General features: G+C 32.7%; 29 protein-coding genes. 28 read left to right on the top strand and 1 reads right to left on the bottom strand.

The annotated features are described in order from the left end of the window. Positions 1-393: 393 nt before the first annotated feature. From COC46_RS16170 to rpsA, 3 genes are all read left to right on the top strand, one after another. On the top strand, positions 394-579 hold the full coding sequence (locus COC46_RS16170) for a DUF5359 family protein (RefSeq protein WP_098810918.1): 186 nt from the start codon (positions 394-396) through the stop codon (positions 577-579). Positions 580-717: 138 nt separating this feature from the next. Continuing rightward, positions 718-1398 carry a (d)CMP kinase gene (gene cmk / locus COC46_RS16175; RefSeq protein ID WP_098810919.1) on the top strand — a complete coding sequence of 227 codons (681 nt, stop codon included), beginning with the start codon at positions 718-720 and terminating at the stop codon, positions 1396-1398. A 108-nt stretch (positions 1399-1506) separates the two neighbouring features. Beyond that, on the top strand, positions 1507-2625 hold the full coding sequence (rpsA, locus tag COC46_RS16180; protein WP_098810921.1) for a 30S ribosomal protein S1: 1119 nt from the start codon (positions 1507-1509) through the stop codon (positions 2623-2625). Between the two features lie 86 nt (positions 2626-2711). On the opposite strand, the gene COC46_RS16185 is transcribed toward rpsA, so the two are convergent. Then, positions 2712-2849 (bottom strand): YpzI family protein, encoded by a 138-nt coding sequence (locus COC46_RS16185; protein WP_082459340.1) that lies wholly within the window; start codon positions 2847-2849, stop codon positions 2712-2714. 128 nt (positions 2850-2977) lie between these two features. Here COC46_RS16185 and COC46_RS16190 point away from each other — a divergent pair, with 128 nt between their 5' ends. The 25 genes from COC46_RS16190 to COC46_RS16315 all read left to right on the top strand — a co-directional run bounded on the left by COC46_RS16190 (position 2978) and on the right by COC46_RS16315 (position 25601). Continuing rightward, on the top strand, positions 2978-3568 hold the full coding sequence (locus COC46_RS16190; protein WP_098810923.1) for a YphA family membrane protein: 591 nt from the start codon (positions 2978-2980) through the stop codon (positions 3566-3568). A 132-nt stretch (positions 3569-3700) separates the two neighbouring features. Continuing rightward, positions 3701-5011 carry a ribosome biogenesis GTPase Der gene (gene der / locus COC46_RS16195; RefSeq protein ID WP_098810925.1) on the top strand — a complete coding sequence of 437 codons (1311 nt, stop codon included), beginning with the start codon at positions 3701-3703 and terminating at the stop codon, positions 5009-5011. A gap of 42 nt (positions 5012-5053) precedes the next feature. Then, positions 5054-6091, top strand: coding sequence for an NAD(P)H-dependent glycerol-3-phosphate dehydrogenase (locus COC46_RS16200; RefSeq protein WP_098810927.1), 1038 nt, complete (start codon positions 5054-5056; stop codon positions 6089-6091). A 143-nt stretch (positions 6092-6234) separates the two neighbouring features. After that, positions 6235-6507 carry a stage VI sporulation protein F gene (locus tag COC46_RS16205; RefSeq protein WP_098810929.1) on the top strand — a complete coding sequence of 91 codons (273 nt, stop codon included), beginning with the start codon at positions 6235-6237 and terminating at the stop codon, positions 6505-6507. A gap of 424 nt (positions 6508-6931) precedes the next feature. Continuing rightward, positions 6932-7129, top strand: coding sequence for a DUF2768 domain-containing protein (locus tag COC46_RS16210; RefSeq protein WP_056466707.1), 198 nt, complete (start codon positions 6932-6934; stop codon positions 7127-7129). Positions 7130-7149: 20 nt separating this feature from the next. Beyond that, positions 7150-7866 carry a hypothetical protein gene (locus COC46_RS16215; protein WP_098810931.1) on the top strand — a complete coding sequence of 239 codons (717 nt, stop codon included), beginning with the start codon at positions 7150-7152 and terminating at the stop codon, positions 7864-7866. 197 nt (positions 7867-8063) lie between these two features. Next, on the top strand, positions 8064-9542 hold the full coding sequence (spoIVA, locus tag COC46_RS16220) for a stage IV sporulation protein A (protein ID WP_098810933.1): 1479 nt from the start codon (positions 8064-8066) through the stop codon (positions 9540-9542). 508 nt (positions 9543-10050) lie between these two features. Then, positions 10051-10323 (top strand): HU family DNA-binding protein, encoded by a 273-nt coding sequence (locus COC46_RS16225; RefSeq protein WP_056466694.1) that lies wholly within the window; start codon positions 10051-10053, stop codon positions 10321-10323. Positions 10324-10602: 279 nt separating this feature from the next. After that, positions 10603-11175 carry a GTP cyclohydrolase I FolE gene (folE, locus tag COC46_RS16230; RefSeq protein WP_098810937.1) on the top strand — a complete coding sequence of 191 codons (573 nt, stop codon included), beginning with the start codon at positions 10603-10605 and terminating at the stop codon, positions 11173-11175. 300 nt (positions 11176-11475) lie between these two features. Next, complete coding sequence (locus tag COC46_RS16240) at positions 11476-12147, top strand: heptaprenyl diphosphate synthase component 1 (protein WP_176545194.1); 672 nt, start codon at positions 11476-11478, stop codon at positions 12145-12147. Positions 12148-12187: 40 nt separating this feature from the next. Next, the gene (locus COC46_RS16245) at positions 12188-12898 is read left to right on the top strand and encodes a demethylmenaquinone methyltransferase (RefSeq protein ID WP_098810944.1); all 711 of its coding nucleotides are present in this window, start codon (positions 12188-12190) and stop codon (positions 12896-12898) included. 42 nt (positions 12899-12940) lie between these two features. After that, positions 12941-13903, top strand: coding sequence for a heptaprenyl diphosphate synthase component II (gene hepT / locus COC46_RS16250; RefSeq protein WP_098810946.1), 963 nt, complete (start codon positions 12941-12943; stop codon positions 13901-13903). Positions 13904-14129: 226 nt separating this feature from the next. After that, positions 14130-14576 carry a nucleoside-diphosphate kinase gene (ndk, locus tag COC46_RS16255; protein WP_025671395.1) on the top strand — a complete coding sequence of 149 codons (447 nt, stop codon included), beginning with the start codon at positions 14130-14132 and terminating at the stop codon, positions 14574-14576. A gap of 230 nt (positions 14577-14806) precedes the next feature. Further along, positions 14807-15976 carry a chorismate synthase gene (gene aroC / locus COC46_RS16260; RefSeq protein WP_098810948.1) on the top strand — a complete coding sequence of 390 codons (1170 nt, stop codon included), beginning with the start codon at positions 14807-14809 and terminating at the stop codon, positions 15974-15976. Continuing rightward, the gene (gene aroB / locus COC46_RS16265) at positions 15976-17061 is read left to right on the top strand and encodes a 3-dehydroquinate synthase (RefSeq protein ID WP_098810950.1); all 1086 of its coding nucleotides are present in this window, start codon (positions 15976-15978) and stop codon (positions 17059-17061) included. Before aroC ends, aroB begins: the two co-directional genes overlap by 1 nt. A 187-nt stretch (positions 17062-17248) precedes the next feature. Then, on the top strand, positions 17249-18532 hold the full coding sequence (gene aroA / locus COC46_RS16270; protein WP_098810952.1) for a 3-phosphoshikimate 1-carboxyvinyltransferase: 1284 nt from the start codon (positions 17249-17251) through the stop codon (positions 18530-18532). A gap of 17 nt (positions 18533-18549) precedes the next feature. Beyond that, complete coding sequence (locus COC46_RS16275) at positions 18550-19809, top strand: tetratricopeptide repeat protein (protein WP_098810955.1); 1260 nt, start codon at positions 18550-18552, stop codon at positions 19807-19809. Positions 19810-19863: 54 nt separating this feature from the next. Next, positions 19864-20403, top strand: a complete 540-nt coding sequence (locus tag COC46_RS16280; protein WP_069031873.1) for a ReoY family proteolytic degradation factor — start codon at positions 19864-19866, stop codon at positions 20401-20403. A 275-nt stretch (positions 20404-20678) separates the two neighbouring features. Then, complete coding sequence (locus COC46_RS16285) at positions 20679-21128, top strand: DUF2487 family protein (protein ID WP_098810958.1); 450 nt, start codon at positions 20679-20681, stop codon at positions 21126-21128. Positions 21129-21271: 143 nt separating this feature from the next. Beyond that, the gene (locus COC46_RS16290; RefSeq protein WP_098810960.1) at positions 21272-21772 is read left to right on the top strand and encodes a QcrA and Rieske domain-containing protein; all 501 of its coding nucleotides are present in this window, start codon (positions 21272-21274) and stop codon (positions 21770-21772) included. 2 nt (positions 21773-21774) lie between these two features. Beyond that, positions 21775-22449: a menaquinol-cytochrome c reductase cytochrome b subunit gene (gene qcrB / locus COC46_RS16295; RefSeq protein WP_098810962.1), complete on the top strand. Its 675-nt coding sequence runs from the start codon at positions 21775-21777 to the stop codon at positions 22447-22449. A 60-nt stretch (positions 22450-22509) separates the two neighbouring features. After that, positions 22510-23286: a menaquinol-cytochrome c reductase cytochrome b/c subunit gene (locus COC46_RS16300; protein ID WP_098810964.1), complete on the top strand. Its 777-nt coding sequence runs from the start codon at positions 22510-22512 to the stop codon at positions 23284-23286. Between the two features lie 148 nt (positions 23287-23434). After that, the gene (locus COC46_RS16305; protein ID WP_098810967.1) at positions 23435-24019 is read left to right on the top strand and encodes a DUF1405 domain-containing protein; all 585 of its coding nucleotides are present in this window, start codon (positions 23435-23437) and stop codon (positions 24017-24019) included. A 60-nt stretch (positions 24020-24079) separates the two neighbouring features. After that, positions 24080-24862: a sporulation protein YpjB gene (locus COC46_RS16310; RefSeq protein WP_098810969.1), complete on the top strand. Its 783-nt coding sequence runs from the start codon at positions 24080-24082 to the stop codon at positions 24860-24862. A gap of 58 nt (positions 24863-24920) precedes the next feature. Beyond that, positions 24921-25601 (top strand): zinc metallopeptidase, encoded by a 681-nt coding sequence (locus tag COC46_RS16315; protein ID WP_141550927.1) that lies wholly within the window; start codon positions 24921-24923, stop codon positions 25599-25601. The last annotated feature ends 54 nt before the right edge of the window (positions 25602-25655 follow it).

Here is a 25655-nt window from a genome sequence, read left to right on the forward strand (position 1 = left end):
CTGTTAATATTAATTGTTGATTTTAGTTAAATTCGAGACTAATTGAAATGGAAGGTACGAGGACTCCTATGGGAAATGCGGGAAGCCTAAAGACCCCGCAGGCTCGCTAAAGGAGGCTAAAGAATCTCGCCCCATGGAAAGCGAGCAACCTGTAGTGGAAATCAACATCATTCTGCTTCATTTACATTTAAAAATATTGTGGATTCATTGACAAGTTCATTTTTCAACAGCCTAAAATCGTGATCTGCACGTTTTTTTATTTATAAGCAATTATTCGTTTATTCAGATTAGCAATTATAGTATTGAAATAATGAATTTAAAAATTAAATTCAAAATTGTGTATAAAATTAATTGAATGTATTCATAATGGTAATAAAAAAGGTATGATTAATAATGAAAAGAATCGAACGAATATTATTTAAATTAATTGTTATTCAATTAGTTTGTTTAATCATAAGTCAATACATTTTGTCATTTCCAAACCTTTCTGTCTATTTGACGAAAATTGAATTGTATGAAGGTGTTACACAAAAGGCTAAAGACGTAACGAGGGAAGTATATAATCATATAGGTAAATAGATGAATTCATAGGAATCATATGGTAATATTAAATAAAGCAGGCTTGCCTGCTTTATTTTTATTTGATTTTATATTTTTAGGACAAGATAAGATTAAAGAATGCTATTAAATTAGCACTTTTTTTATGTAGGAGGACTTATGAGTAAAAAAATTAGTATAGCGATAGATGGTCCTGCAGCTGCTGGTAAAAGTACAGTTGCAAAGATTGTTGCAAAAAAACTAGGTTATGTTTATATCGACACTGGTGCTATGTACCGTGCTTTAACTTTTAAAGCGATTCAAAACAATATTGATGTAAATAATGAAGTAGCATTAAGTAATTTACTTTCAAATATAACAATAAAACTAATTCCCGAAGATGGGACTCAAAAAGTTTACATTGATGATGTTGATGTTTCAGAACCTATAAGAACACCAGAAGTAACTAGAAACGTATCTTTTGTTGCAAAACATAGTATAGTTCGTGAAAAAATGGTTGAATTACAGCGTCATTATGCAGTAAATGGTGGGGTTGTAATGGATGGAAGAGACATTGGAACTCATGTATTAGTAGATGCAGAAGTAAAGATTTTCATGATTGCATCAGTTGATGAAAGAGCTCAAAGAAGACATATCGAAAATGTTAATAATGGTTTTGAAAGTGACTTAGAGCAATTGAAAATAGAAATAGCTACAAGAGACAGAATTGATTCAGAAAGAGAAGTTTCTCCTTTGAAAAAAGCTGACGATGCGATCTCATTGGATTCAACTTCGAAGGATATTGATGATGTTGTAAATGAAATATTAACGATTGTAGATTTAAAATTAAAAAATATTTAGAAGAATTAGTCATCAGATTTCTTGACTTTTCTTCTTATTTATTAGAAGGTAAAAGAGGATAATACATAATTGGTCTATCCATTTTTAAATCTTAAGGAGGAATATGACATGGTTGAAAAAGTAATGCCAGAAGTTGGGGAAATTATCTCATGTGTAGTAGAACAAATTGAAGATAAGCAAGCAATCGTAGGTTTCGGTGGAAAAACAGATGGTATTCTTCCAATAAAAGAAATTTCAAACGTACATATCGAAAATGTAAGTGATGTATTAACAGTTGGGCAAGAAATTGATTTAAAGGTTATTAAAGTTGAAGAAGATACAGTAGTTTTTTCAAAACGTGCTGTAGATTCTGTTAAAGCTTGGGATCAATTAGAGGCTAAATTAGAAAGTAAAGAAGTATTCGAAGTAATCGTTACTGAGCAAGTGAATGGTGGACTAATCGCTGACGTAGGAGTACGTGGTTTTATTCCGGCTTCTTTAGTTTCTAAAAAATTCGTTGAAGATTTAGGTAGCTATGTTGGTCAATCGATTGAAGTAGTGATCGAAGAACTTGATCGTGAAAAAAATCGTGTAATCCTATCACATAAAGCTGTAGAACAGTTAAACGAAATTGAAAATCGTAGTAAAGCATATTCAACAATTAAAGTTGGTCAAATTGTTGAAGGGAAAGTTGAAAGATTAACAAATTTCGGTGCTTTTGTTAATATCGGTGGTGTTGATGGGTTAGTACACGTTTCTCAAATGTCTCATAATCGAGTTACAAAACCTGAAGAAATTGTATCAGTAGGCGATACTGTTAAGGTTCAAGTTCTTTCAATTGATACAGATACAAATCGTATTGCTTTATCAATGAAAGCAATTCAACCAGGCCCATGGGATCAATTAGATCCAAGTATTAAAGCTGATGCTGTTGTAGAGGGAACTGTAAGACGCCTAACAAACTTTGGTGCATTTGTGGAAGTGCAAAAAGGTATCGAAGGATTAGTTCATGTTTCTCAAATCGCTGATAAACATATTAAAAATCCAAACGAAGTCCTAGCGGTAGGTCAAGAAGTAAAGGTTAAAATTTTAGAAATTAATCCTACTGAAAAACGCTTATCTTTAAGCATCAAAGAAGCTGGTGAAGCAGAACTTCAAGAAGATATTGCTAAATACGTTCAGCCAAGCGAAAGTGGTTTCCAATTAGGTGAACTTCTTGGTGAAAAATTAAATAAATTTAAAAAGTAATCAAAAAATCCTTCAGTTATTCTCTGAAGGATTTTTTATTTGGAAATTCTACAAAAAAGATAAAGGGCTTTACCCCTCTACTAATTTTAGTTATGCTGATTTTCTGCTCTCGCTTCTTCAGGTGTATCTAAACGTGTAGCACCTTTGTAATGAATACTCTGATCTCGATCAGACTCAACTCTTCTAGATTGTTTAAGTTTCTTTTCTTGACGATCTTTTCCCACTCGTTTCACCTCCAAATAAATCTCATATATAGATTCGTTTTAAAAGCAATTTCTTATACACTTTCTTTTCTAATTGATTATTTTTGAGTATGAATTGTTACATACTAGTACTATTAGGAGGTTTTCGTGTGCAAGGTAGTCTATTTATTATATCTTCTTGGGTTATTGCTACGTATCTTATGATTTACCAGAATCGAACGAAAAAGAATTTACTTTATTTATCGGGAATACTACTATTAATTAGCTGTTCTGCTTACTCCATTGATGTATTTTCAATTGAAATAAATATTTCATATATCATTATGATTTTTATTATTAGTTACAAAATTAGTTTATTAAGTTTACGTGAGCAAATCATTCATTTTTTTAAAGGATTGATTATCGGAATGACATATAGTGTAGTTACATTGCTTTCGATTTACGATCCTGCCAGCTTTATTATTAATGAGATGTTAATTAGTTCAGTCTTTGTCATTATTCTTGCGTTATTTTTAAGTAAATCCTATTATGACAAGTTAAGATATATAACAATTGGTTTAATTCAAGGTGAAATTTTTAATTATATAACGTTTGAATCAATTGATTTTAAATATATAATAGGAGACTTAAGTTGGTTTGATACATTATTGCTTTCCGTTTTAATACTGTCAGCAATAAAATATTTAACAAAATACAGATCAAGAATAAGCCTGAGGAATAGAAATTTACTAAAAAGTTGAAGTGTATTGGTTTTTTTCCATATTTTTTGTTAAAATAGATAAGTTATTTAAATAAATTAATTTTTAAAACTAAACTAAAACACATTTACATGATTTAAATGGTACATAGTTATGCTAGGAAGGATGAATTAAATGTCTAAACCGACAGTTGCAATAGTTGGACGACCAAATGTAGGGAAATCAACTATTTTTAATAGAATAGTGGGGGAAAGGATTTCGATTGTAGAAGATATTCCGGGAGTTACTCGTGATCGTATTTATAGTTCAGGTGAGTGGTTAAATCAAGAATTTAGCTTAATCGATACAGGTGGAATAGATATCGGTGATGAGCCGTTTTTAGAGCAAATTCGTCAACAAGCTGAAATCGCGATTGATGAAGCAGATGTTATTATTTTTCTAACAAATGGACGAGAAGGTGTAACAGCAGCTGATGAAGAGGTTGCTAAAATCCTTTATAAAACAAAAAAACCAATCGTTTTAGCAGTTAATAAAGTCGATAATCCAGAAATGAGAAGTGATATTTACGACTTTTACGCGTTAGGATTTGGTGAAGTATTTCCAATTTCTGGTTCGCATGGTTTAGGACTTGGGGATTTACTTGATGAAGTAGTAAAACACTTCCCAGAGAATGAAGACGAGAATTATGATGAAGAGACTATTAAATTTAGTTTAATCGGAAGACCTAATGTAGGGAAATCATCTTTAGTAAATGCATTATTAGGTCAAGACCGTGTAATTGTAAGTAATGTTGCAGGAACAACTCGTGATGCAGTCGATACACCCTATTCAAAAGATGGTCAAGACTATGTCATTATTGATACAGCTGGTATGAGGAAAAAAGGTAAAGTGTATGAGAGTACGGAAAAATATAGCGTATTACGTGCTTTACGTGCAATTGAAAGATCAGATGTCGTCTTAGTTGTATTAGATGGCGAAGAAGGAATCATTGAACAAGATAAGAAAATCGCTGGGTATGCTCATCAAGCTGGTAGATCAGTTGTAATTGTCGTAAATAAATGGGATGCAGTAGATAAAGATGAAAAAACGATGAATGAATTCATTGAAAACATTCGTGCACATTTCCAATTTTTAGACTACGCACCGATTGTATTCCTATCAGCTAAAACGAAGAAAAGAACGCAAACTTTATTGCCAATGATTAATAAAGCATGTGAAAGCCACAGCTTACGTGTTCCTACAAATGTATTAAATGACGTTATAATGGATGCTATTGCTGTGAATCCTACTCCTACACATAATGGACAAAGATTAAGAGTGTATTATGCAACTCAAGTAGCAATTAAACCACCAACATTCGTAGTTTTTGTAAACGATCCTGAATTACTTCACTTTAGTTACGAGCGTTTCTTAGAAAATCGCATTAGAGATGCTTTTGACTTTGAAGGATCTCCAATTAAGATAATTGGTCGAGCACGAGCGTAATTAGATGTTAAATTTGGATTCTTTATGAAAGGGAGCGATGATATGGAAAAAATTGCAGTCTTAGGTGCAGGTAGTTGGGGAACTGCTTTAGCCATGGTATTATCTGATAATGGTCATACGGTTACTTTATGGGGAAATAATTCCGAACAAATTAATGAAATAAATGAACATCATACGAATAAAAGATATTTACCAGAAATTACATTGCCTCAAAATTTAAAGGCAACAGTTAATCTTAAAGAAGCTATTAATGGTGCAGTATATATTTTGCTAGTTGTACCAACTAAAGCTATAAGAGAAGTATGTCAAAGATTAAATAGTGAATTAACCGACAAGGTTACGATTATCCATGCAAGTAAAGGAATTGAGCCAGACACTTCAAAGCGTGTGTCAGAATTGATTTCTGAAGAAATTGATCCAAAATACTTAAAATCAGTAGTTGTCTTATCAGGACCAAGTCATGCTGAAGAGGTTGCACTTAGACACCCAACGACTGTAACATCGGCTTCAAAAAATATGGAAGAAGCTGAAAATGTACAAGACTTATTCTCAAATGGTTACTTCCGTGTATATACTAACGAAGATGTAATAGGTGTTGAAATTGGTGGAGCTTTAAAGAATATTATCGCACTTGCAGCGGGAATTACGGACGGACTCGGTTATGGTGATAATGCGAAGGCGGCTTTAATGACACGTGGACTTGCTGAAATAATTCGTTTAGGTAAGGCTTTAGGGGCAAATACTCAAACATTTGCTGGTTTAACAGGTATGGGTGACTTAATTGTAACTTGTACAAGTGTACATAGCCGTAACTGGAGAGCGGGTAATTTATTAGGGAAAGGTCAATCCTTAGAGGAAGTATTAAATAATATGGGTATGGTAGTTGAGGGAGTTCGCACGACTAAGGCTGCATATCAATTGGCAAAACAAGTAAATGTTGAAATGCCAATTGTTAATGAATTGTACGCAGTATTATTTGAAAATAAAAATCCAAAATTAGCCGTTGATGCTCTTATGTCTCGTGTAAAAAGACATGAAGGTGAGAGTACTTCTAATTACATTAGCGATCTTACTGAGTAATTTACATTATTTAACTAAATACCGATAGTCTAAAAGCATTAAAACTTTGTTTTAATGCTTTTTCTTATGTGGACTAAAATAGGCGTTTCACCATTTCTCGTTTTTTGCATAGCATATGTTGTATAGAAAAGAAGGAGGTTTGAATGGTGACTAATAATAATAATCCAAATGGTTTTTTTGATAAGATTGAAAAGAAAGCTAATGTAAGTAAATCAGATATTTTTAAAGTCGCTGATTCAGTAAAAGACGCGAACTTTAAAGATGATGCGACTGTGAGAAAGTTAGTACGTCAGATTGCATTGATGACTGGTCGTCAAGTTTCAAAGGAGAAAGAAGACAAAATCGTTCAAGCAATCGTTACAAATAATATGCCATTAGATTTTCAATCATTAACAAATATGTTTAAACAAAAATAATTGGGCTTATTCTTCAGCGATGTATTTAGTGCATAATCATACATTTTCGCATAATATAGAATGACTTATACCGGATGTATTCTGGTGGGTGTTAGTCGAGTAAATTAACGAAGCAATTGCCCCAGTTTGCTTCGAAGAAAGAAGGAGTATATTTATTACTTTTTCTTTCTTTTTATTTTGACCATTAATTTTGAGCGAAAGGAACTACAATCATCTGTGTTAAGAAGGTATTTCGATTCGGTTACATAGAATGCTTAGTGAAAATTATCCTATAGTACTTTAAATGCGAAATTTAAAATTGGACAAGTATACATGAGTATTGGTTTAGTCGATAATGATTAAATAGGATTAAAAAGATTTTAATTCAAATCATGTCATTATTTTGATACTATAATAATGTTAGAAATTACATAGGGGGAACATAATGAACGCGGCACATATTAATGAGATTATTTCTTTTGTAGGAATTGGACTAATGCTTTTATCATTATTTTTAATTTTCTTAAGCAGAAACAAAATAAAAATAAAATTTTTAAAAATGATAACAGCCTTCATTGCATATATGTCTTTAATTATTTCTGGTATTTTAATTACATATATCGTATTAAGCTGGCCTAGTTAATGAGAATAAAGGGGACTAAAATGAAAAAGCTATTTCTTTCCATCCTAATATGCTTTGTCATAAGTGTATTAAGTGGCTGTTTATATCCACAAGATGAACTTGCTGAAAATCAAGTGCCATATGACGATCAATTACAATCGGTTCAAAACGCAGTAAATAAGTTTAAAGAAAATAATTCAGGGCTTTTACCAATTAAAACCAAGGATATGAGTACACCAATCTATATTAAATATCCAATTGATTTTACAAAGCTGACTCCAGGTTATATAAGTGATGTACCAGGTAATTCATATGAAAATGGAGGTATCTTTCAATACGTATTAATAGATGCTGAAACAACTCCAACTGTCAAACTAGTTGATCTTAGAATTGCAGAAAAATTAAGAGATGTTAACTTACGAGTACAAGTCTATAAAGATAAACATTCGTATCCACCGATTAAGAAAACACTTGCAAAAGGCGTGTTCCTATTAAACTATAAAAAGATGGGGTTCAAAGAAGAACCATTTATAGTTAGTCCATATAGCAATAAAAACTTACCAATTATAATGGGCAATGACGGGGAATTCTATGTTGACTATTCAACTGATCTATTTGCAAAAATAAAGGATGCAAAAAATTTTAAATACGGTGAAGATATTCGATCTATTTTAGTAAAAGACTCACCAATCGTGCCTGCATACTCACTCCCATACACAATAAAAGATGGACAACCGGTGTTTTTAGAACAAAAATAAATAATATAAATCATAATCCTTTGATAAAAGAATACATTTTATCGAAGGATTATTTTATTTTTATCCGAAGTTAATAACTAGAAAAAATAAAAAATCTTGTCATAACTCACTAGGACAACATCATAGAATGATATTGTCATAGGTATACTACTTCAAGTCAATTATTCCCATGTATTGATAAATCGGGAGGGGAACACATGGAAAAGATAGATATTTTTAAAGACATTGCGGAGCGCACAGGAGGAGATATCTACCTAGGTGTTGTAGGGGCTGTGCGTACTGGTAAATCAACATTTATCAAACGCTTTATGGAAGCAGTTGTTATCCCAAATATTCAAAATGAAGCTGATCGTGCTCGAGCACATGATGAATTACCTCAAAGTGCTGCAGGTAAAACTATAATGACTACTGAACCAAAATTCGTTCCAAATCAAGGAGTCAAAATTCATGTAGCGGATGGGTTAGATGTAAATATTCGCTTAGTAGATTGTGTTGGTTATAGTGTTCCAGGTGCTAAAGGCTATGAAGATGAAAATGGCCCTAGAATGATTAGTACACCTTGGTATGAAGAACCAATTCCATTTAATGAAGCTGCAGAAATCGGTACAAGAAAAGTTATTCAAGAGCACTCTACAATTGGAGTTGTTGTAACAACTGACGGTACAATTGGAGAAATAGCAAGATACGATTATATTGAAGCAGAAGAACGAGTAGTTGCAGAACTAAAAGAAGTTGGAAAGCCTTTCATTATGGTTATCAACTCATCTCAGCCATATCATCCTAATACAGAGGCACTTAGACAGGAATTAAGTGAAAAGTATGATATTCCTGTAATCGCATTAAGTGTTGAAGCGATGAGAGAAGGCGATGTATTAAACGTATTACGTGAAGCATTATACGAATTCCCAGTTCTTGAAGTAAACGTAAATCTACCTAGCTGGGTATTAGTATTAAAAGAAAATCACTGGTTACGCCAAAGCTACCAAGAAGCAATTCAAGAAACAGTTAAAGATATTAAACGACTAAGAGATGTAGATTATGTAGTTGGTCAATTTAGTGATTATGAATTTATTGAACAGGCACAGCTTGCTGGAATAGATATGGGGCAAGGGGTTGCAGAAATCGATTTATCTGCTCCAGATGAGTTATATGATCAAGTGTTAAAAGAAGTTGTAGGAGTAGAAATTCGAGGTAAAGATCATTTACTAGAATTAATGCAGGATTTTGCTCATGCGAAGCAAGAATACGATCAAGTAGCGGATGCATTAAAAATGGTGAAACAAACAGGATATGGAATCGCTGCTCCATCACTTTTAGATATGAGCTTAGATGAGCCTGAAATTATACGCCATGGATCCAGATTTGGCGTAAAATTAAAAGCAGTTGCTCCATCAATCCATATGATTAAAGTAGATGTTGAGTCAACATTTGAACCGATCATCGGAACTGAAAAACAAAGCGAAGAGCTTGTTAAATACTTAATGCAAGACTTTGAAGACAACCCATTATCAATCTGGAACTCAGATATATTTGGTCGTTCACTAAGTTCAATCGTACGTGAAGGTATTCAAGCGAAGCTTTCATTAATGCCTGAAAATGCTAGATATAAATTAAAAGAGACTTTAGAAAGAATTATCAACGAAGGAAGTGGCGGATTAATTGCAATTATCCTTTAATGATTAATTGATCAGATGGTAAAATACCATCTGATTTTTTTGCTGTTTTAATGTGTTTTAAGTTTAGTTATTTTTGTGAGGGTTAAATTCCACTCCAAAATGCTAGTTACTCATATAACTATTTGTGTTTTAAACTTCCTTCATTTTCCAAAATAGTTACAAAAAAATAGGGTAGAAAAAGATGATATTCGACAAATATCTACATGAATAATTAGGTTAAAATAAGTAAAAAAAAAATTAAGAAATTCCGATTTTTTCAGTAATTATCGTACTTTCTTAACGATTGTTAATAAAAAACTTAAGTGTAAAAATGAATTTTTCAGATAAATAGATACTCATTTTCGAGTAATTCCAACATTTTCTTATAAAACATATTGAAAAAAGCCGTAGAATCGTATAATATAAGGCATGACAAAGAAATTAATTGGAATTTGTTGTATAAAATTTAAAATTTTGGTCACAAATGAAATTAAGAAACTATTTAAATTTTTGGGAGGAGGTGAAAGACATGAACAAAACAGATTTAATCAATGCAGTTGCTGAAGCTGGTGAATTAACTAAAAAACAAGCTACTTTAGCAGTAGACGCTGTATTCGAATCAATTCTTGGTGCGTTACAAAACGGGGATAAAGTACAATTAATCGGATTTGGTAACTTCGAAGTTCGTGAGCGTGCAGCTCGTAAAGGACGTAATCCACAAACTGGCGAGGAAATCGAAATCGCAGCTAGTAAAGTTCCAGCTTTCAAACCTGGTAAAGCGCTTAAGGATGCTGTAAAATAATTACATAATTTAAGCGAAAAAGAAGGATGCTAATTTATGCATCCTTCTTTTTTTTCGAAAAGTCCAATTAATGATCGAAAATATTCGAGGCCTTTAATTTGATGTTGAGCAAATACCTATTCGGGATTTTAAACCAACAGTCAGATGTTTCAGGTAGACTTGAAAGAAGGGTGGAAAGAAGCATCCTTCTTTTTTTTGCCTAAAAAAAAAGAATTATGTTAAAATAAAACGAATCTGATAGTGAATATTAGAATTTTTTTTAGCATGGGGGATCAATTAATGAATGAAGTAAATTTAGAAAAAATTGAACAAGCGGTTCGTCTAATTCTCGAAGCTATCGGTGATGATCCAAATCGAGAAGGAATATACGAAACGCCAAAGCGAGTTGCGAAAATGTATGCTGAAGTATTCTCAGGTATGCGCCAAGATGAAAAAGCTCATTTACATAAAGTATTTGGTGAAGATCATGAAGAATTAGTACTTGTAAAAGATATTCCATTCCATTCAATGTGTGAGCATCATCTTTTACCTTTTTACGGAGTTGCTCATGTAGCCTACATCCCTAGAAATGGACGAGTAACAGGATTAAGTAAATTAGCACGTACAGTTGAAACGGTAGCTAAAAGACCTCAATTACAAGAACGTATTACAGCTTCTGTAGTTGAGGCAATTATGGAGGTACTACAGCCACATGGAGCAATGGTAGTTGTAGAAGCTGAGCATATGTGTATGTCAATGCGTGGAGTAAGAAAACCAGGATCAAAAACTGTTACAACTGCAGTACGTGGTTCACTTAAAGATGATGTACAAGGAAGAAATGAAATACTTGCAATGATTCATTCAACTAAATAATATCAACAAATCAAAAAAAGCAGGAAAATCCTAATTTCAGTGTTTAGACAAAGTTCAAAAAGATCCTTTTTGAGACAAATTTAATGCTCGTCTTTCAATGTGAGTAACAATAGACGAGGACTTTAAACAAAAAGGACTACGAAAGCGAGCGTTTGAAATTAAATTGAAAGCAGGAAGTCCTGCTTTTTTTAAAAAATATTCATTATAAATAATTCGAGTTGATTGAGTAATCAACTTATACCATCTAAAATACTTATGGTATAATGAAAAAATCAGTAATAAATGGAATGGATGGAAATAATGAATAGTATTCAAGAGTTAAAAAATGAAGTAATCGCTCAAATATTACATACGATTAAACACCCATATTTAAATCAGCACCTTTCAAAGCCGTATATTGATGATGTGAAGGTTACTTTATTAATAAATTTATTAAAGGATAACAATTTTACGAGTGATAAAATTGTACATTACTGCAAAGCCTTGATGATTCATCAAATTGCATTAGATACTCATGAAAAAGTATCAAACTATGAAGGTACTCCAATGGATCGTGAAAAGAAACAATTAACTGTTCTAGAAGGAGATTTATACAGTGGACTGTATTATGATGCACTTTCTAAAACTGGAGAAATTGGTTTAATTCGTGAGCTTTCATTTGCAGTAAAAGAAATGAATGAAGAAAAAATTAATCTTGTTCACGAACAATTTAGTTCTTTGGAATCACTTTTAAAATGTATTACTGTAATTGAATCAACCATACTTGTTCATTTTGCAAAATTTATTTCGGCAGATGAAGCAATAAATCAGATTGAGCAAGAGTGTTTAGTTTCTAGATTGAAAAAAGAATTGGAACAATTATCAGTTGACAATCGTTCTGATGTTATTTCGCAATTTCAGAAAATAATGGATATAGATGATCTAGCTAAAACAAAATTAGAATTATCAAAAATAATACAATTACAAAATTAATCTACATAGAAGTAATCGTAATTAGTAAGTGGGGGTTTGTATGACTCAATCAAAAGAAGAACGCGTACATGACGTGTTTGAAAAGATTTATAATAAATATGATACAATGAATGGTATTATTAGTTTTAGACGTCATATTGCTTGGCGTAAACAAACTATGAAGATTATGAATGTTCGAAAAGGCATGAAAGCGCTTGATGTATGCTGCGGAACTGGTGAGTGGACGATTGCACTTGCTAATTCAGTTGGAAAAGAAGGCGAAGTTGTAGGTTTAGACTTTAGTAAAAATATGCTTTCAATTGGTGAAGAAAAAGTTAAAAACTTGCATTTAGACCAAGTAAAATTAATTCATGGTAATGCGATGGAATTACCGTTTGAAGACAACTATTTTGATGTCGTTACAATTGGATTCGGTTTAAGAAATGTACCAGATTATTATCAAGTATTGAAGGAAATGACAAGAGTAGTAAAACCTGGTGGTATTGTTGTGTGTTTAGAAACATCTCAACCAACGACTTTTGGTATTAGACATGTATATAAAGCGTATTTTAAATACATTATGCCAATTTTTGGTAAACTATTTGCGAAAAGCTTTAAAGAATATTCTTGGTTACAAGAAAGTGCAAGTACTTTTCCAGGGATGAATGAACTTGCGAAGCTTTTCGAAAAAGCAGGTTTAGAAAAAATTAAAATTAAACCCTATACTTTTGGTGTAGCAGCAATGCATTTAGGTGTTAAACCAAAAAATTAGTAAAAAAAGCAATAAAATGGGATGAATAGTAAGGTGAACGGAATGAAGGTTAAATGGAAGTATTCTTATTTAAAAAAGGACATTAATGAGATTGAAAATACACTTCATAAAGTAGTCGATTCAACACAGCCAATTTTGAAAAATGCATCGGTACAGTTGCTTCAATCTGGTGGTAAAAGAATTAGACCAGTATTTGTATTGCTTAGTGCTAAATTTGGACAATATAACCTTCAATCGATTAAAAATGTAGCAGCTACTTTGGAAATCATACATATGGCGTCATTAGTACATGATGATGTAATTGATGAGGCGAGTTTAAGAAGAGGTAAACCGACAATCAATTCAACATATAATAATCGTGTTGCTATGTATGCAGGGGATTTTTTATTTGCAAAAGCATTGGAATGTATGTCAGAAATCGAAATCCCATCGGCCCATCAAAAATTATCTGAAACAATTTTAGAGATTTGTTTAGGTGAGATTGAACAAATAAAAGATAAATATAATTTTGACCAAAATTTAAAATGTTATTTAAGAAGAATTAAACGAAAAACAGCTCTTTTAATTTCTGCAAGTTGTGAAATTGGTGCAATCGCATCAGGAGCTTCATTAACGAATCAAAAGTGTCTAAAAGATTACGGATACTATTTAGGTATGTCATATCAAATTATGGATGATATTCTTGATTTTACGGCTTCTGAAAAGGAACTAGGAAAGCCTTCAGGAAGTGACTTAATCCAAGGGAATATTACATTACCTGTTTTGTTTGCGATGAATGATCTAGCACTTAAAGAGAAGATTGTATCAATTCATGAAGGAATTGAACCAGAAACTGTAAAACCACTTATTAATCAAATAAGAAAAAGTACATATATAAAAGCTGCAAAAAAAGTTAGTGAAGCATATTTACAAAAGTCATTAAACAGTATCGAAAGCCTACCTAATAACGAAGCAAAAGAAATGTTAATTTTAATTGCTAAAAATATAGGCAATCGAAAAAACTAGAGGCGGGGGAAAAATGCAAATGCATTTAGAACGGCCTCTTTTGGCTTTTTAAAGGTATAAGTTGATCGTAAAGTAGATATATTTGTTAAAGATCGTCAAAAAAACTGGAAGCGATTGCAATATTTATAAAATAACAAGATTTTAAACTATTGATAATTTTATAAATAGATGTTACTATTCTACTGTGTTGTTTATACATAATTGAAATCAAGTGAGGTAGAGCATAATGGAAAGAACTTATTTAATGGTAAAACCTGATGGTGTACAACGTAACTTAATTGGTGAAATCGTTTCACGTTTCGAAAAAAAAGGCTTCCAATTAGTTGGAGCTAAATTAATGCAAGTAAGTAAAGAGCAAGCTGAAACTCACTATGCAGAACACAAAGAGCGTCCTTTCTTTGGTGAGTTAGTAGACTTCATCACTTCAAGCCCAGTATTTGCTATGGTTTGGGAAGGCGAAAATGTAATCGCTACCGCTCGTCAAATGATGGGAGCAACTAACCCAAAAGATTCAGCTCCAGGAACAATCCGTGGTGAGTATGCTGCAACTGTAGGTAAAAACATTATTCACGGTTCAGATTCGCCTGCAAGCGCTGAGCGTGAAATCGGAATTTTCTTCAATCAAAATGAATTAGTAGAATACTCTAAGCTTATTAAAGAGTGGGTATACTAATATTTAAATAGTTGAAAAAAGAAGTCAGCATATTTGCTGGCTTTTTTGTTTTATCGCAAATCACAAAAATTACTGTTGAAAAATACTTTTTTTCATTGAATAATTCAATTTTTTACAAAAAATCAAAAAAAGTGCCATTTTATGGTTCTTTTTTTATGTTAAATTCAGAATAGGTTGTGGTATAGTAGTAACTAAATAATTTTAAACTTACATAAAGAGAAGGTGTTGACATGCGTTATTTAACAGCTGGTGAATCACATGGTCCACAATTAACTACAATTATTGAAGGCGTTCCTGCAGGCTTACCAATTTTAGCAGAAGAAATAAATGTTGAACTTCGTAGACGACAAGGTGGATATGGAAGAGGGCGAAGAATGCAAATTGAGAAGGATACTGCTCAAATTACTAGCGGTGTTCGACAAGGTTATACATTAGGCTCTCCTATCGCATTGGTTGTTGAAAATAACGACTTTAAACATTGGACTAATATTATGGGTGCTGAACCTTTAGAAAATCTAGAATACGAAGGAAAAAGAAGCATTACAAAACCAAGACCTGGTCATGCCGATCTAAATGGTGCCATAAAATACGGCTTTAGAGATGTACGAAATGTTTTAGAGCGTTCTTCAGCTCGTGAAACAACCGTACGTGTTGCAGCTGGTGCGGTTGCTAAAAAATTATTGAGTGAGCTAGGTATTACGATTGCAAGCCATGTTATTGAAATTGGTGGAGTTAAGGCGAAAAATTTAGAATATAAAAATGTAGAAGACTTACATAATCGAGCTGAAAACTCAGAAGTAAGATGTATAGATGCAGAAGCTACAGAAAATATGAAATCTTTAATTGATGATGCTAAACAGAATGGTGATTCAGTCGGAGGAATCGTAGAAGTTGTCATAGAAGGTATGCCAGCTGGTGTTGGCAGCTACGTACATTATGACAGAAAACTAGATTCAAAAATTGCAGGCGCAATCGTAAGCATAAATGCCTTTAAAGGTGTAGAATTCGGAATTGGTTTTCAAGCTGGATCATTACCAGGAAGTGAAGTACATGATGAGATAGCTTATTCAAAGGACCAAGGTTACTATCGTTTATCGAATCGTGCTGGCGGTTTTGAGGGCGGTATGACAACTGGTATGCCGATTGTCGTTCGAGCTGTTATGAAGCCTATTCCGACGCTTTACAAGCCACTTAAAAGCGTTGATATTGAAACGAAAGAAGTATACGAAGCAAGTATAGAACGTTCTGATAGCTGTGCTGTTCCAGCAGCTAGTGTAGTTGCAGAGCATATTGTAGCATGGGAAGTTGCAAAAGCTCTCATCGAACAATTTGAATCAGATCAACTTGAGCGATTAAAACGTAATATTGAAGATTACCGAGAGTATGCGAGGAATTTTTAATGAATGTGATCACTGTAAAAACAAGCTCTAAACAATACGATGTATGTATTGGATATGGGGTATTAAGTCATTTACAGTCAATGCTCGATAACTTAGTACCTAAAGTTTCAAAAATATTAATTATTACCGATGATCAAGTTGCACCAATTTATTTAGAAAAAGTAAAACAAAATTGTAATGAAGCAAATAAAGTAGAAGAATTTATTATTCCTAATGGTGAAAAGAGTAAAAGTTTTGCAGTTTATGAAGATTGTTTAACCTATTGTTTTGATGTCCAATTAGATCGTAATAGTTTAATAATTGCTTTAGGTGGAGGCGTAGTTGGCGATTTAGCGGGTTTCGTTGCCGCATCATATATGCGTGGTATTCGTTTTATCCAGTTACCAACTACACTACTAGCCCACGATAGTGCTATAGGTGGTAAAGTAGCTATAAATCTTCCAAAAGCTAAAAATATTGTAGGGGCGTTTTATCAACCCGAACTAGTACTTTATGAATTAAGCTTTTTATCTACTTTGCCAATAGCGGAATGGAGATCTGGTTTTGCTGAAATTAGCAAGGAAGCCATGATTTCTTCTACAGACAATTTAAATTGGTTAATGAATCGTATTCATTCACTTGAAAAATTAGAAGATGAGTTCGTTGAAAAATGTGTGACGATAGGAATTAGTGTAAAAAATAAAATTGTCTCCAAGGATGAAAAAGAAAATGGTGAAAGAGCCTTTTTGAATTTAGGACATACTCTTGGACATGCAATAGAAGCTTATTTAGGTTATGCTAAAACTACTCATGGTGAAGCTATTGCATTTGGAACTTTATTTTCAATCTATTTGAGCGAACAATTTTTTGATATCGACTTAAAATTTGATGAGATTTTAAAGTGGTATAATCAGTTAGATTATCCTGTTTATTCAAATTTAGAATTAGAAACAATCGTACATCTAATGAAACAAGATAAGAAAAATATAGATTTGAAAATAAAATATATATTGTTAAAGAATTACGGCAATCCAGTGATTGTCGAACTAGAAGAAGACTTTATAAAAGAAAATTTAGATCGTTTTATTAAACAAATAATTTCATAAAACCTACCTGAAAATGGTGTTTTGATAAAATGTTAAATCAAAATATCATTTTCTTTTTCTAAATTAGACTTCTTGAAAATGAAAAACATAGGGCAATTCGTCGAATAGAATTTCTAAGAAAAAAAAGGTTTGATTTAATAAAAATGGAATTTTAATACATATAGAAAGGTTAGATAAGGTGGCTATGATGAGAAATTCTCAGTTAGAAAAAATCCGTTTAGTTGGTGAAGTTACAATCCCGGGAGATAAATCAATATCTCATCGAGCGATTATGTTTGGATCATTAGCGAAGGGGACAACTAAAGTTACTAACTTTCTATTAGGTGAAGATTGTTTAAGTACGATTGCTTGTTTTAGAAAATTAGGTGTACAAATCGATGTATCAGAAGATGAAGTAGTCGTTTATGGGAAGGGAATTAAAGAACTTAATGAGCCAAATGCTGTACTTGATGTAGGAAATTCTGGAACAACAGCAAGATTAATGATGGGAATATTAAGTGGTTTACCATTCCATTCAGTTATTATTGGTGATGAATCAATTGGTAAAAGACCAATGAAACGTGTTACAAAACCTTTAAAAATGATGGGAGCTTCTATAGATGGACGTGAAGATGCTACATATACACCTATTTCTATTAGAGGAGGTTCACTGAATAGTATTTCTTATGCTTCTCCTGTTTCAAGTGCACAAGTTAAATCTTCCATATTACTAGCTGGTTTATTTGCAAATGGTACAACGGTAGTTACAGAACCAGAAAAGTCTCGTGACCATACCGAAAGAATGCTAGAGGCATTTGGTTGTGAATTGGAAGTGGGTGGAAATACAGTTTCGATTAATGGTAATCAAGAATTAATAGCAACTGATGTTATCGTACCTGGGGATATTTCGTCAGCAGCATTTTTCTTAGTAGCTGGGTCAATCGTCCCAAATAGCGAAATATTATTAAAAAATGTAGGTGTAAATCCAACGAGAACTGGAATATTAACGGTTTTAGAAAGAATGGGTGCCAATATTACATTAGAAGATGAAAAAGTTGTAAACGGTGAACCGATTGCTAATATTCGCGTAAAGTCTTCCAATTTAAAATCAACTGTAATCGGTGGAGCTGAAATTCCAACATGTATCGATGAGTTACCTATTTTGGCATTAGCAGCTGCAATTGCAGAAGGTGAGACAATCATTAAAGACGCTGAAGAATTAAGAGTAAAGGAAACTGATCGTATCCAGACAGTTGTAACAGAACTTACCAATCTTGGTGTAAGCATTGAAGCAACAAAAGATGGTATGATTATACAAGGAAATAGTTCTTTAAAAGGTGCTAATGTTCATTCACATGGTGATCATCGCATGGGTATGATGCTTTCAATCGCTGCATTACTTGCTAAAGGTGAGACAATTATTGAAAATACAGAATGTATAGCTGTATCTTTCCCAAATTTTAAAGAACAATTAAACGACTTAATTAAGTAGTTATACGAGGTGTAAGAATGAATTTATATGAAGCTGTTCAGTTAATAGAGAACGGTCATACAGAAAAGGGTTTAGAATTATTAAGAAAAAGTTTAAAAACTGCTAATGATGAAGAAAAATACGAAGCAGCACTTTTATTTCAATCGTTAGGATTCGTAGAAGAAGCAAAAAATATTATTGAAGATCTAGTTTACTTATATGATGACGACGATGAACTAAAAATAATGTATGCGGAAATTTTATTGGATCTTGATTTAGAAGACGATGCTTTAGAGATTTTACTTTCGATTAAAGAAGACAGTGAGAGTCGTGTTCAAGCACTTTTATTAATGGCTGATTTATATCAAGTTCAAGGTCTTGATGAAGTTGCAGAACAAAAGCTATTTGAAGCAAAAAGAATTTTACCGAACGAGCCTGTAGTAGACTTTGCATTAGGAGAGTATTATTTTAGTAAATACGATTATAAAAAAGCAATTCCATTTTACGAAAAGCTTGCTAACCAAGAAATTGAAGTGAGTGGAGTGAATAAGGATTTAAGGCTTGCTGAATGTTTAAGTGCAGAAGGCGAGTGGGAGGATGCAATTTCTTATTATGAGAAAGGAATTCAAAAAACAAAGGACTTCCATACTTTATTAGGATATGGCATTACCCTATTTCAAGCTGAACGTTATGCAGCAGCTATACCAGTATTTGAAGAAGCAATATTCTATGATCCTGAGTATTTAGTAGCACATTTATGGTTAAGTAAAGCACACGATCTTGAAGGCCAAATTCAAGAAGGCTATGAGATTATACAAAAAGCTTTACTAGTTGATGAAACAAATGTAGAATGCCTTTTATCAGCAGCCAAATTAGCTCGTAAATTAAAGAATTTACCAGGAAGTAAAAAACATTTGCAGGAAGCATTAATTTACGACCCTTCTCTAATTGAGGCTGTTCAGTTACTAGTCGGAATTCTTTTCGAAGAAGAAGATTTTGAAGACATAATCAGTACAATTGAACTAGCTATAGAGCATGGCGCATCAGATCCTCATTTTAATTGGGACTTAGGCAAAGCATATTATGGAAATGAAAATTATGAATTGGCATTAAAACAATATCATCTAGCATATAATGACTTTAACCAGGAAATTTCCTTCTTAAAGGAATACGGAGACCTATTGTTTGAAGAAGGCTTAGTACAAGAAGCAAAAGAGGTTTACAGTAAACTTGTAGACGATGAATATCTACAGGAAGAAGTAAGAGAACGTCTTGAAAGAATAAATGAAATTCTGTAGTTTTCTTTATTCAGAAAAGGGGACAAATTTTAAGGACAGAGGAGGGATTTAATAATGGCAACCCCTGTATCTGTGAATGAGAAGAAAGATTTTGTTAAGTGGTTTCTAAGTAATTTTCAGTTAAAGCAAAGAGAATGTGTTTGGATTTTAAATTACCTAATGAGCCATGATTATTTAATGAAAAAGGTTCATTTCGTAGAACAGTCTAAATATTGTCCACGTGGATTAGTGATGTCGACAAACTGTGTTAAAGAAGTCCCATTTCATTTCTATAAACAAAATGTTATGACGACGGATGCAGAGAAATCATTTCATGATATTCGACTAAATAGGGATGAGGATATTTATATCCAGCTCAATTTTAAATCTTCTTTTCAATATCCGATGTTTGTTTCAGTTTTAGAAGAGAACCCACATATACCAAAAAATTTAAATAGTAACGAAAAAGACCGCGTTATTGCTGAAAAACTTTTGTCTGATTCAATTATTAATTTTCAAAAAGACAGATTAATGAAGATGATTGATGAGGCTTTAGACAAACAAGACAAGAAGCTTTTCCAAGAATTAACGAAGCAACTTAATTCATTAACTTAATGTTACTTGAAAAGAGTCCTCAATTTCGAGGGCTTTTTCAATGTGTTGAAAATGATTAGTTAATCAAATTAATTTGTAAACGCCTCGAAAGACAGGCTTTTTCAACCAGTCTGAAAATCAAATTTTGGGGACCTTGTCTACACACTGAAAGTCCTTATTTTTTAGGGTTTTTCCTTTCTTAAAATAGTAATGTATGGTTAAATGGAAAATAGATGTTTGTTCACAAAAATTTCACAATTATAATTAAATTATTCTAATAGAAAGAGGTAATTTCGATGAAATGGACAACTAATGAATTAAATCAAGTTATAGAGAATTTGGAGTACATCGATACAATCATTGTTCCACTTTGTCCTGTTTCTTTGAAAAAAGAAAATATTTCTCTAGCAGAACAAAGAGAGGACTTAATAATCCTTACTTCTGAGATTGAACGTACATATAAAGGTAGGGTAGTAATTGCCCCTGAATTTACTTATTTGCCTGAAGAATCTAATAAAAAAGACCGTTTAAAAGGCTGGTATGAAGAGTTTAAAGACAGTGGAATTAAGCATGTTTTCTATTTGACATGTGATTTTGATTGGAGACAATTAGAATCCGATATGGAAGAGTCATTAATTTGGTTACCAACTTTAAACATCAATAGCTTAGATGAATCATCACAACGAGTAATTGTAGATAAACAATTATCACATATAAATGCATTATTTTCTAAAAAATGGGGATAAAAATAAAAACAACATTATTACTATGATTATTATTAGGATATTATTGACCTTCTAAATTTGTTATTATATTATGAAAGTGTCCTAGTTTTATTATTATAGCTGTTGTCCGTACAGGAGTACTTGTGATAGAGGGGGGAATTTTCATGAGTGAAAAGGTTTCAAGACGCCAGTTTTTAAACTACACTTTAACAGGTGTAGGCGGTTTCATGGCTGCAGGCATGCTTATGCCATTAGCCCGTTTTGCTATTGACCCAGTCTTACAAAAAGAAGAAGCTGGAGAATTAGTACAAGTAGGGCTGCTAAAAGATTTAACAGATGAACCAAAACGTTTTGACTTTAAAGTTAAACAGGTTGATGGTTGGGTTAAATCTGATGCACCACATTCAGCATGGGTCTACAAAGACAGTAAAGGAGACGTTGTTGCATTATCACCAGTATGTAAGCATTTAGGCTGTACAGTTGGTTGGAACGACAATAAAGATTTTCCAAATCAGTTCTTCTGTCCATGTCACGGTGGTCGATATGAAAAGAGTGGTAAAAATATTAAAGGTACGCCACCACTAGCACCACTAGATGAATACCAAGTAAAAATTAAAGATGATGCTTTTTATCTTGGTAAAGCGTTACCACAAGGAGGTAAATAATCGTGTTAAACAAAATTTACGACTGGGTAGATGAGCGATTAGAAATTACGCCTCTTTGGAGAGATATCGCTGATCATGAAGTACCTGAGCACGTTAATCCAGCACACCATTTTTCAGCATTCGTATATTGCTTCGGTGGATTAACATTTTTCGTTACAGTAATTCAAATCTTATCTGGAATGTTCTTAACAATGTACTATGTTCCAGATATTAAAAATGCATGGGAATCAGTTTATTACTTACAAAACAACGTTGCATACGGACAAATCGTTCGTGGTATGCATCACTGGGGTGCAAGTTTAGTAATTGTTATGATGTTTTTACATACTTTACGTGTATTCTTCCAAGGCGCATATAAAAAGCCTCGTGAGCTTAACTGGGTTGTAGGGGTATTAATCTTCTTCGTAATGCTTGGATTAGGCTTTACAGGATATTTATTACCTTGGGATATGAAAGCTTTATTTGCGACAAAAGTAGGTCTGCAAATTGCTGAACAAACACCATTTATTGGTAAGCAAGTGAAAACGTTAATTGCAGGTAATCCGGAAATTATTGGTGCACAAACATTAACTCGTTTCTTCGCAATTCATGTATTCTTCTTACCTGGTGCTTTACTTGCACTTATGGGTGCGCATTTCATGATCATTCGTAAGCAAGGTATTTCAGGTCCACTATAAGATTTAGTGCATGGGGCTTTAGTAAATGACTAAAGTGTGTCGAAATAAAGGAGGGAGAACATGCATCGCGGTAAAGGAATGAAGTTTGTAGGTGACTCACGTGTACCTGCAATGGCAGGACGTAAACCAAATGTACCAAAAGACTATTCTGAATATCCTGGGAAAACAGAAGCATTCTGGCCAAACTTTTTATTAAAAGAATGGATGGTTGGAGCAGTTTTCTTAGCTGGATACTTAACATTAACAATTGCACACCCATCTCCACTTGAGAGGGTTGCAGATCCAACTGATACTGGCTATACGCCATTACCAGACTGGTATTTCTTATTCTTATATCAATTCTTAAAATATAGCTATGCTTCTGGTGATTATAACATACTTGGTGCTTTCGTAATTCCTGGTCTTGCATTTGGTGGCTTATTATTAGCGCCGTTCTTAGATCGTAGTCCACATAGGAAACCAATTAAACGTCCATTAGCTACTGGCTTTATGTTATTAGCTTTATCTGGTGTAATTTATTTAACATGGGAAGCAGCAGCTCACCATGATTGGGAAAAACAAAAAGAACAAGGTAAAATCCGTGCTTTTGTTGAGTTAAATAAAGAAGATCCAGCTTATAAGTTATTGCAAAAAAATACTTGTGTATCTTGCCATGGTGATAATCTAGAAGGTGGCGCAGCAGCACCAAGTCTTCAAAATTCTGGTTTAAAACCTGAAGAAATCGCAAAGATCGCTAAAAATGGTCAAAAAGCGATGCCAGCTGGCGTGTTTAAAGGTACAGACGAAGAACTTAAAGTTTTAGCTGAATTCGTTTCAAAAGCAGGTAAAACTGAGTAATTAAAAGAGAGTCGAATTTTCGGCTCTTTTTTTATGTTCTATTGTATACTGAAATAATAGCATGTTAAAAATGTGTTGATACATAACAATTGTGAACTTTGTGTTATAAATTATTAAATTCACCTAAATATGAAAGTGATGTGGGATAATGAATCTAATCTACAGTATGCTTCGGCTGAAACCAAATTTAATCATTTTATTTGTTATTAATTTATTAGGCACAATTTATGGATATTATTGGTACCGATTTCAACTAGAAAACACACCTGGCTGGTTAAAAGTTGTTGTACCAGATAGTCCAACCGCATCGATGTTTTTCTGTATCGTATTGATATTCCTTATAGTAAAGAAGCATAATGGTTTAATAGAAGCATTAGCATATGTAAGTTTAATGAAATATGGTATTTGGGCAGTCATAATGAATGGTATGGTCCTTTATTTAAATAGTGGACTCGATAAAACTGCATACTTATTAATTTTTTCGCATGGAGCTATGGCTATTCAAGCTGCTTTATTTGCACCATTCTTTAAAGTTAAAAAGTGGCACTTGGGAGTTGCAAGTATTTGGGTTTTACAGGATCTTATTTTTGATTATGTATTTGGAACAATGCCAGAATACTATATGCTTTCAGATTATAAAATTTGGATTGCTTTACTAACATTTTGGTTAACTATATTTGTAATATTAATTGCTTATTACCAATTAATTGTTAAAAAGCGAGCTCGTCATTGAACAAGTTCTAATCTTGTCCTTTCTCTCATAATTATTTAGTAGTTATGAGGGAGGGGTTTGATGAAAAAATTAATTGCGAGTATAAGCATTTTTTTTATTTTCTTTTCATTCAATACCGTAAAAGGGTACGCTAAAATAGATCAAGAAACTTCATTGATTGAAAAATCACTGTCCTTAGTACAAGATGGAGATTATGTACATGGCGCCAATCTATTAGAGCAGTTAGAATCAAAATATATGGCGTCAGCAAAAAAAAATAAGGATTTTACCCCTAAAGATTTAGAAACAATTTCGGTTTCATTTCAAAATGCGCTCGTATCTTTAAAGAATGATGGAATCGATCCACAAGAAAAAGTTGCTGATGTTCTTGGACTAAGATTATTAATTGATGCTGGTGAAACAACAATGCAGCCGATGTGGAAGGAAATGAAAAAATCGGTTATGACTCCTCTAAATAATATGGAGTCAGCATATAAGCGAGGGAATTCTGAAGCATACGAAATACAATTAAATCTATTTTTAAATCAGTTTGAAATTATTTATCCTAGTCTAATCATGGATCTCCAATATGATGAAGTAAAAAAATTGAATTCACTTGTTTCTTTTTTAGATAATTATCGAATTAATCAAGAATCCTTACCTGCATTCCAGCAAAAATTAGATGAAACACAAAGTGAATTATTATTCATTTTTGATCAAGGGAATTCGATTATTCCACCAGTATCTATTTGGACAATATTTACAACAGGGGCAATCATTGTAGGTACATTAAGTTATGTCGGATGGAGAAAATATATAGGGGATCGAAATAAGAACAAAAAACGAAGAGAACAAAATGATTGACAAATTTCTCTAAAAGTTATTACAATATCGTAAAATCCCACTCCTTGGAGGAATCATAATGAGTTATTTAATTTACTTTTTAATTTTGCTGATTGTACCTTTATATGCGCAAATGAGGGTAAAATCAACTTTTAAAAAGTATTCGCAAGTTGGCTCTACATCGCATTTAACAGGTGCAGAAGTAGCGAGAAAGATATTAAATGAAAATGGTCTTTACAATGTGGCGGTTGAAGAATCTCGAGGATATTTATCTGACCACTATGATCCTCGTACAAAAGTTGTAAGGTTATCTTCTGAAAATTATCATGGATATTCAGTTGCGGGTACAGCTGTTGCCGCTCATGAAGTAGGACATGCGATACAAGATGCAAATGACTATAGTTTTTTAAGATTCCGTCATTCATTAGTACCGGTTGCAAATTTCAGTTCCAATTTTTCTTATATTTTCGTATTAATTGGCATATTTTCTGGTTTAACAGGTGCATTATTATTAGGTATACTCTTATTAGCTATAGGTGTATTATTCCAAGTTATTACACTTCCTGTTGAATTTAATGCATCTAGTCGAGCGTTGAAACAGATTACAACTTTGGGCATAATTAATTCGAATGAGCATGTTTATGCAAAACGCGTTTTAAATGCTGCCGCATTGACGTATGTAGCAGCAGCTGCTGTTGCTGTTGCAGAATTATTGAGATTAATTTTAATTTATACTGGTATGACTAGAAGTGACGATTAAAATCGTTTTAAATTGAAAAGAGGTTCTGGCTATTTGAAATGTTACCCGAATAAT

The organism is Bacillus sp. AFS041924 (assembly GCF_002577195.1).
In the GTDB taxonomy this organism is placed as follows: Bacteria; Bacillota; Bacilli; order Bacillales; family Bacillaceae_G; genus Gottfriedia.

What these genes read in the sequence shown, in the direction of transcription:
- COC46_RS16315 (WP_141550927.1), top strand. Translation starts at nt 24,921, where the DNA reads ATGAGTTATTTAATTTACTTTTTAATTTTGCTGATTGTACCTTTATAT.
- COC46_RS16170 (WP_098810918.1), top strand. Translation starts at nt 394, where the DNA reads ATGAAAAGAATCGAACGAATATTATTTAAATTAATTGTTATTCAATTA.
- rpsA (WP_098810921.1), top strand. Translation starts at nt 1,507, where the DNA reads ATGGTTGAAAAAGTAATGCCAGAAGTTGGGGAAATTATCTCATGTGTA.
- aroB (WP_098810950.1), top strand. Translation starts at nt 15,976, where the DNA reads ATGAATGTGATCACTGTAAAAACAAGCTCTAAACAATACGATGTATGT.
- der (WP_098810925.1), top strand. Translation starts at nt 3,701, where the DNA reads ATGTCTAAACCGACAGTTGCAATAGTTGGACGACCAAATGTAGGGAAA.
- aroA (WP_098810952.1), top strand. Translation starts at nt 17,249, where the DNA reads ATGAGAAATTCTCAGTTAGAAAAAATCCGTTTAGTTGGTGAAGTTACA.
- folE (WP_098810937.1), top strand. Translation starts at nt 10,603, where the DNA reads ATGAATGAAGTAAATTTAGAAAAAATTGAACAAGCGGTTCGTCTAATT.
- aroC (WP_098810948.1), top strand. Translation starts at nt 14,807, where the DNA reads ATGCGTTATTTAACAGCTGGTGAATCACATGGTCCACAATTAACTACA.
- COC46_RS16275 (WP_098810955.1), top strand. Translation starts at nt 18,550, where the DNA reads ATGAATTTATATGAAGCTGTTCAGTTAATAGAGAACGGTCATACAGAA.
- COC46_RS16305 (WP_098810967.1), top strand. Translation starts at nt 23,435, where the DNA reads ATGAATCTAATCTACAGTATGCTTCGGCTGAAACCAAATTTAATCATT.
- COC46_RS16310 (WP_098810969.1), top strand. Translation starts at nt 24,080, where the DNA reads ATGAAAAAATTAATTGCGAGTATAAGCATTTTTTTTATTTTCTTTTCA.
- COC46_RS16240 (WP_176545194.1), top strand. Translation starts at nt 11,476, where the DNA reads ATGAATAGTATTCAAGAGTTAAAAAATGAAGTAATCGCTCAAATATTA.
- COC46_RS16285 (WP_098810958.1), top strand. Translation starts at nt 20,679, where the DNA reads ATGAAATGGACAACTAATGAATTAAATCAAGTTATAGAGAATTTGGAG.
- COC46_RS16225 (WP_056466694.1), top strand. Translation starts at nt 10,051, where the DNA reads ATGAACAAAACAGATTTAATCAATGCAGTTGCTGAAGCTGGTGAATTA.
- COC46_RS16200 (WP_098810927.1), top strand. Translation starts at nt 5,054, where the DNA reads ATGGAAAAAATTGCAGTCTTAGGTGCAGGTAGTTGGGGAACTGCTTTA.
- COC46_RS16210 (WP_056466707.1), top strand. Translation starts at nt 6,932, where the DNA reads ATGAACGCGGCACATATTAATGAGATTATTTCTTTTGTAGGAATTGGA.
- hepT (WP_098810946.1), top strand. Translation starts at nt 12,941, where the DNA reads ATGAAGGTTAAATGGAAGTATTCTTATTTAAAAAAGGACATTAATGAG.
- COC46_RS16290 (WP_098810960.1), top strand. Translation starts at nt 21,272, where the DNA reads ATGAGTGAAAAGGTTTCAAGACGCCAGTTTTTAAACTACACTTTAACA.
- COC46_RS16300 (WP_098810964.1), top strand. Translation starts at nt 22,510, where the DNA reads ATGCATCGCGGTAAAGGAATGAAGTTTGTAGGTGACTCACGTGTACCT.
- ndk (WP_025671395.1), top strand. Translation starts at nt 14,130, where the DNA reads ATGGAAAGAACTTATTTAATGGTAAAACCTGATGGTGTACAACGTAAC.
- spoIVA (WP_098810933.1), top strand. Translation starts at nt 8,064, where the DNA reads ATGGAAAAGATAGATATTTTTAAAGACATTGCGGAGCGCACAGGAGGA.
- COC46_RS16280 (WP_069031873.1), top strand. Translation starts at nt 19,864, where the DNA reads ATGGCAACCCCTGTATCTGTGAATGAGAAGAAAGATTTTGTTAAGTGG.
- COC46_RS16205 (WP_098810929.1), top strand. Translation starts at nt 6,235, where the DNA reads ATGGTGACTAATAATAATAATCCAAATGGTTTTTTTGATAAGATTGAA.
- cmk (WP_098810919.1), top strand. Translation starts at nt 718, where the DNA reads ATGAGTAAAAAAATTAGTATAGCGATAGATGGTCCTGCAGCTGCTGGT.
- COC46_RS16245 (WP_098810944.1), top strand. Translation starts at nt 12,188, where the DNA reads ATGACTCAATCAAAAGAAGAACGCGTACATGACGTGTTTGAAAAGATT.
- COC46_RS16215 (WP_098810931.1), top strand. Translation starts at nt 7,150, where the DNA reads ATGAAAAAGCTATTTCTTTCCATCCTAATATGCTTTGTCATAAGTGTA.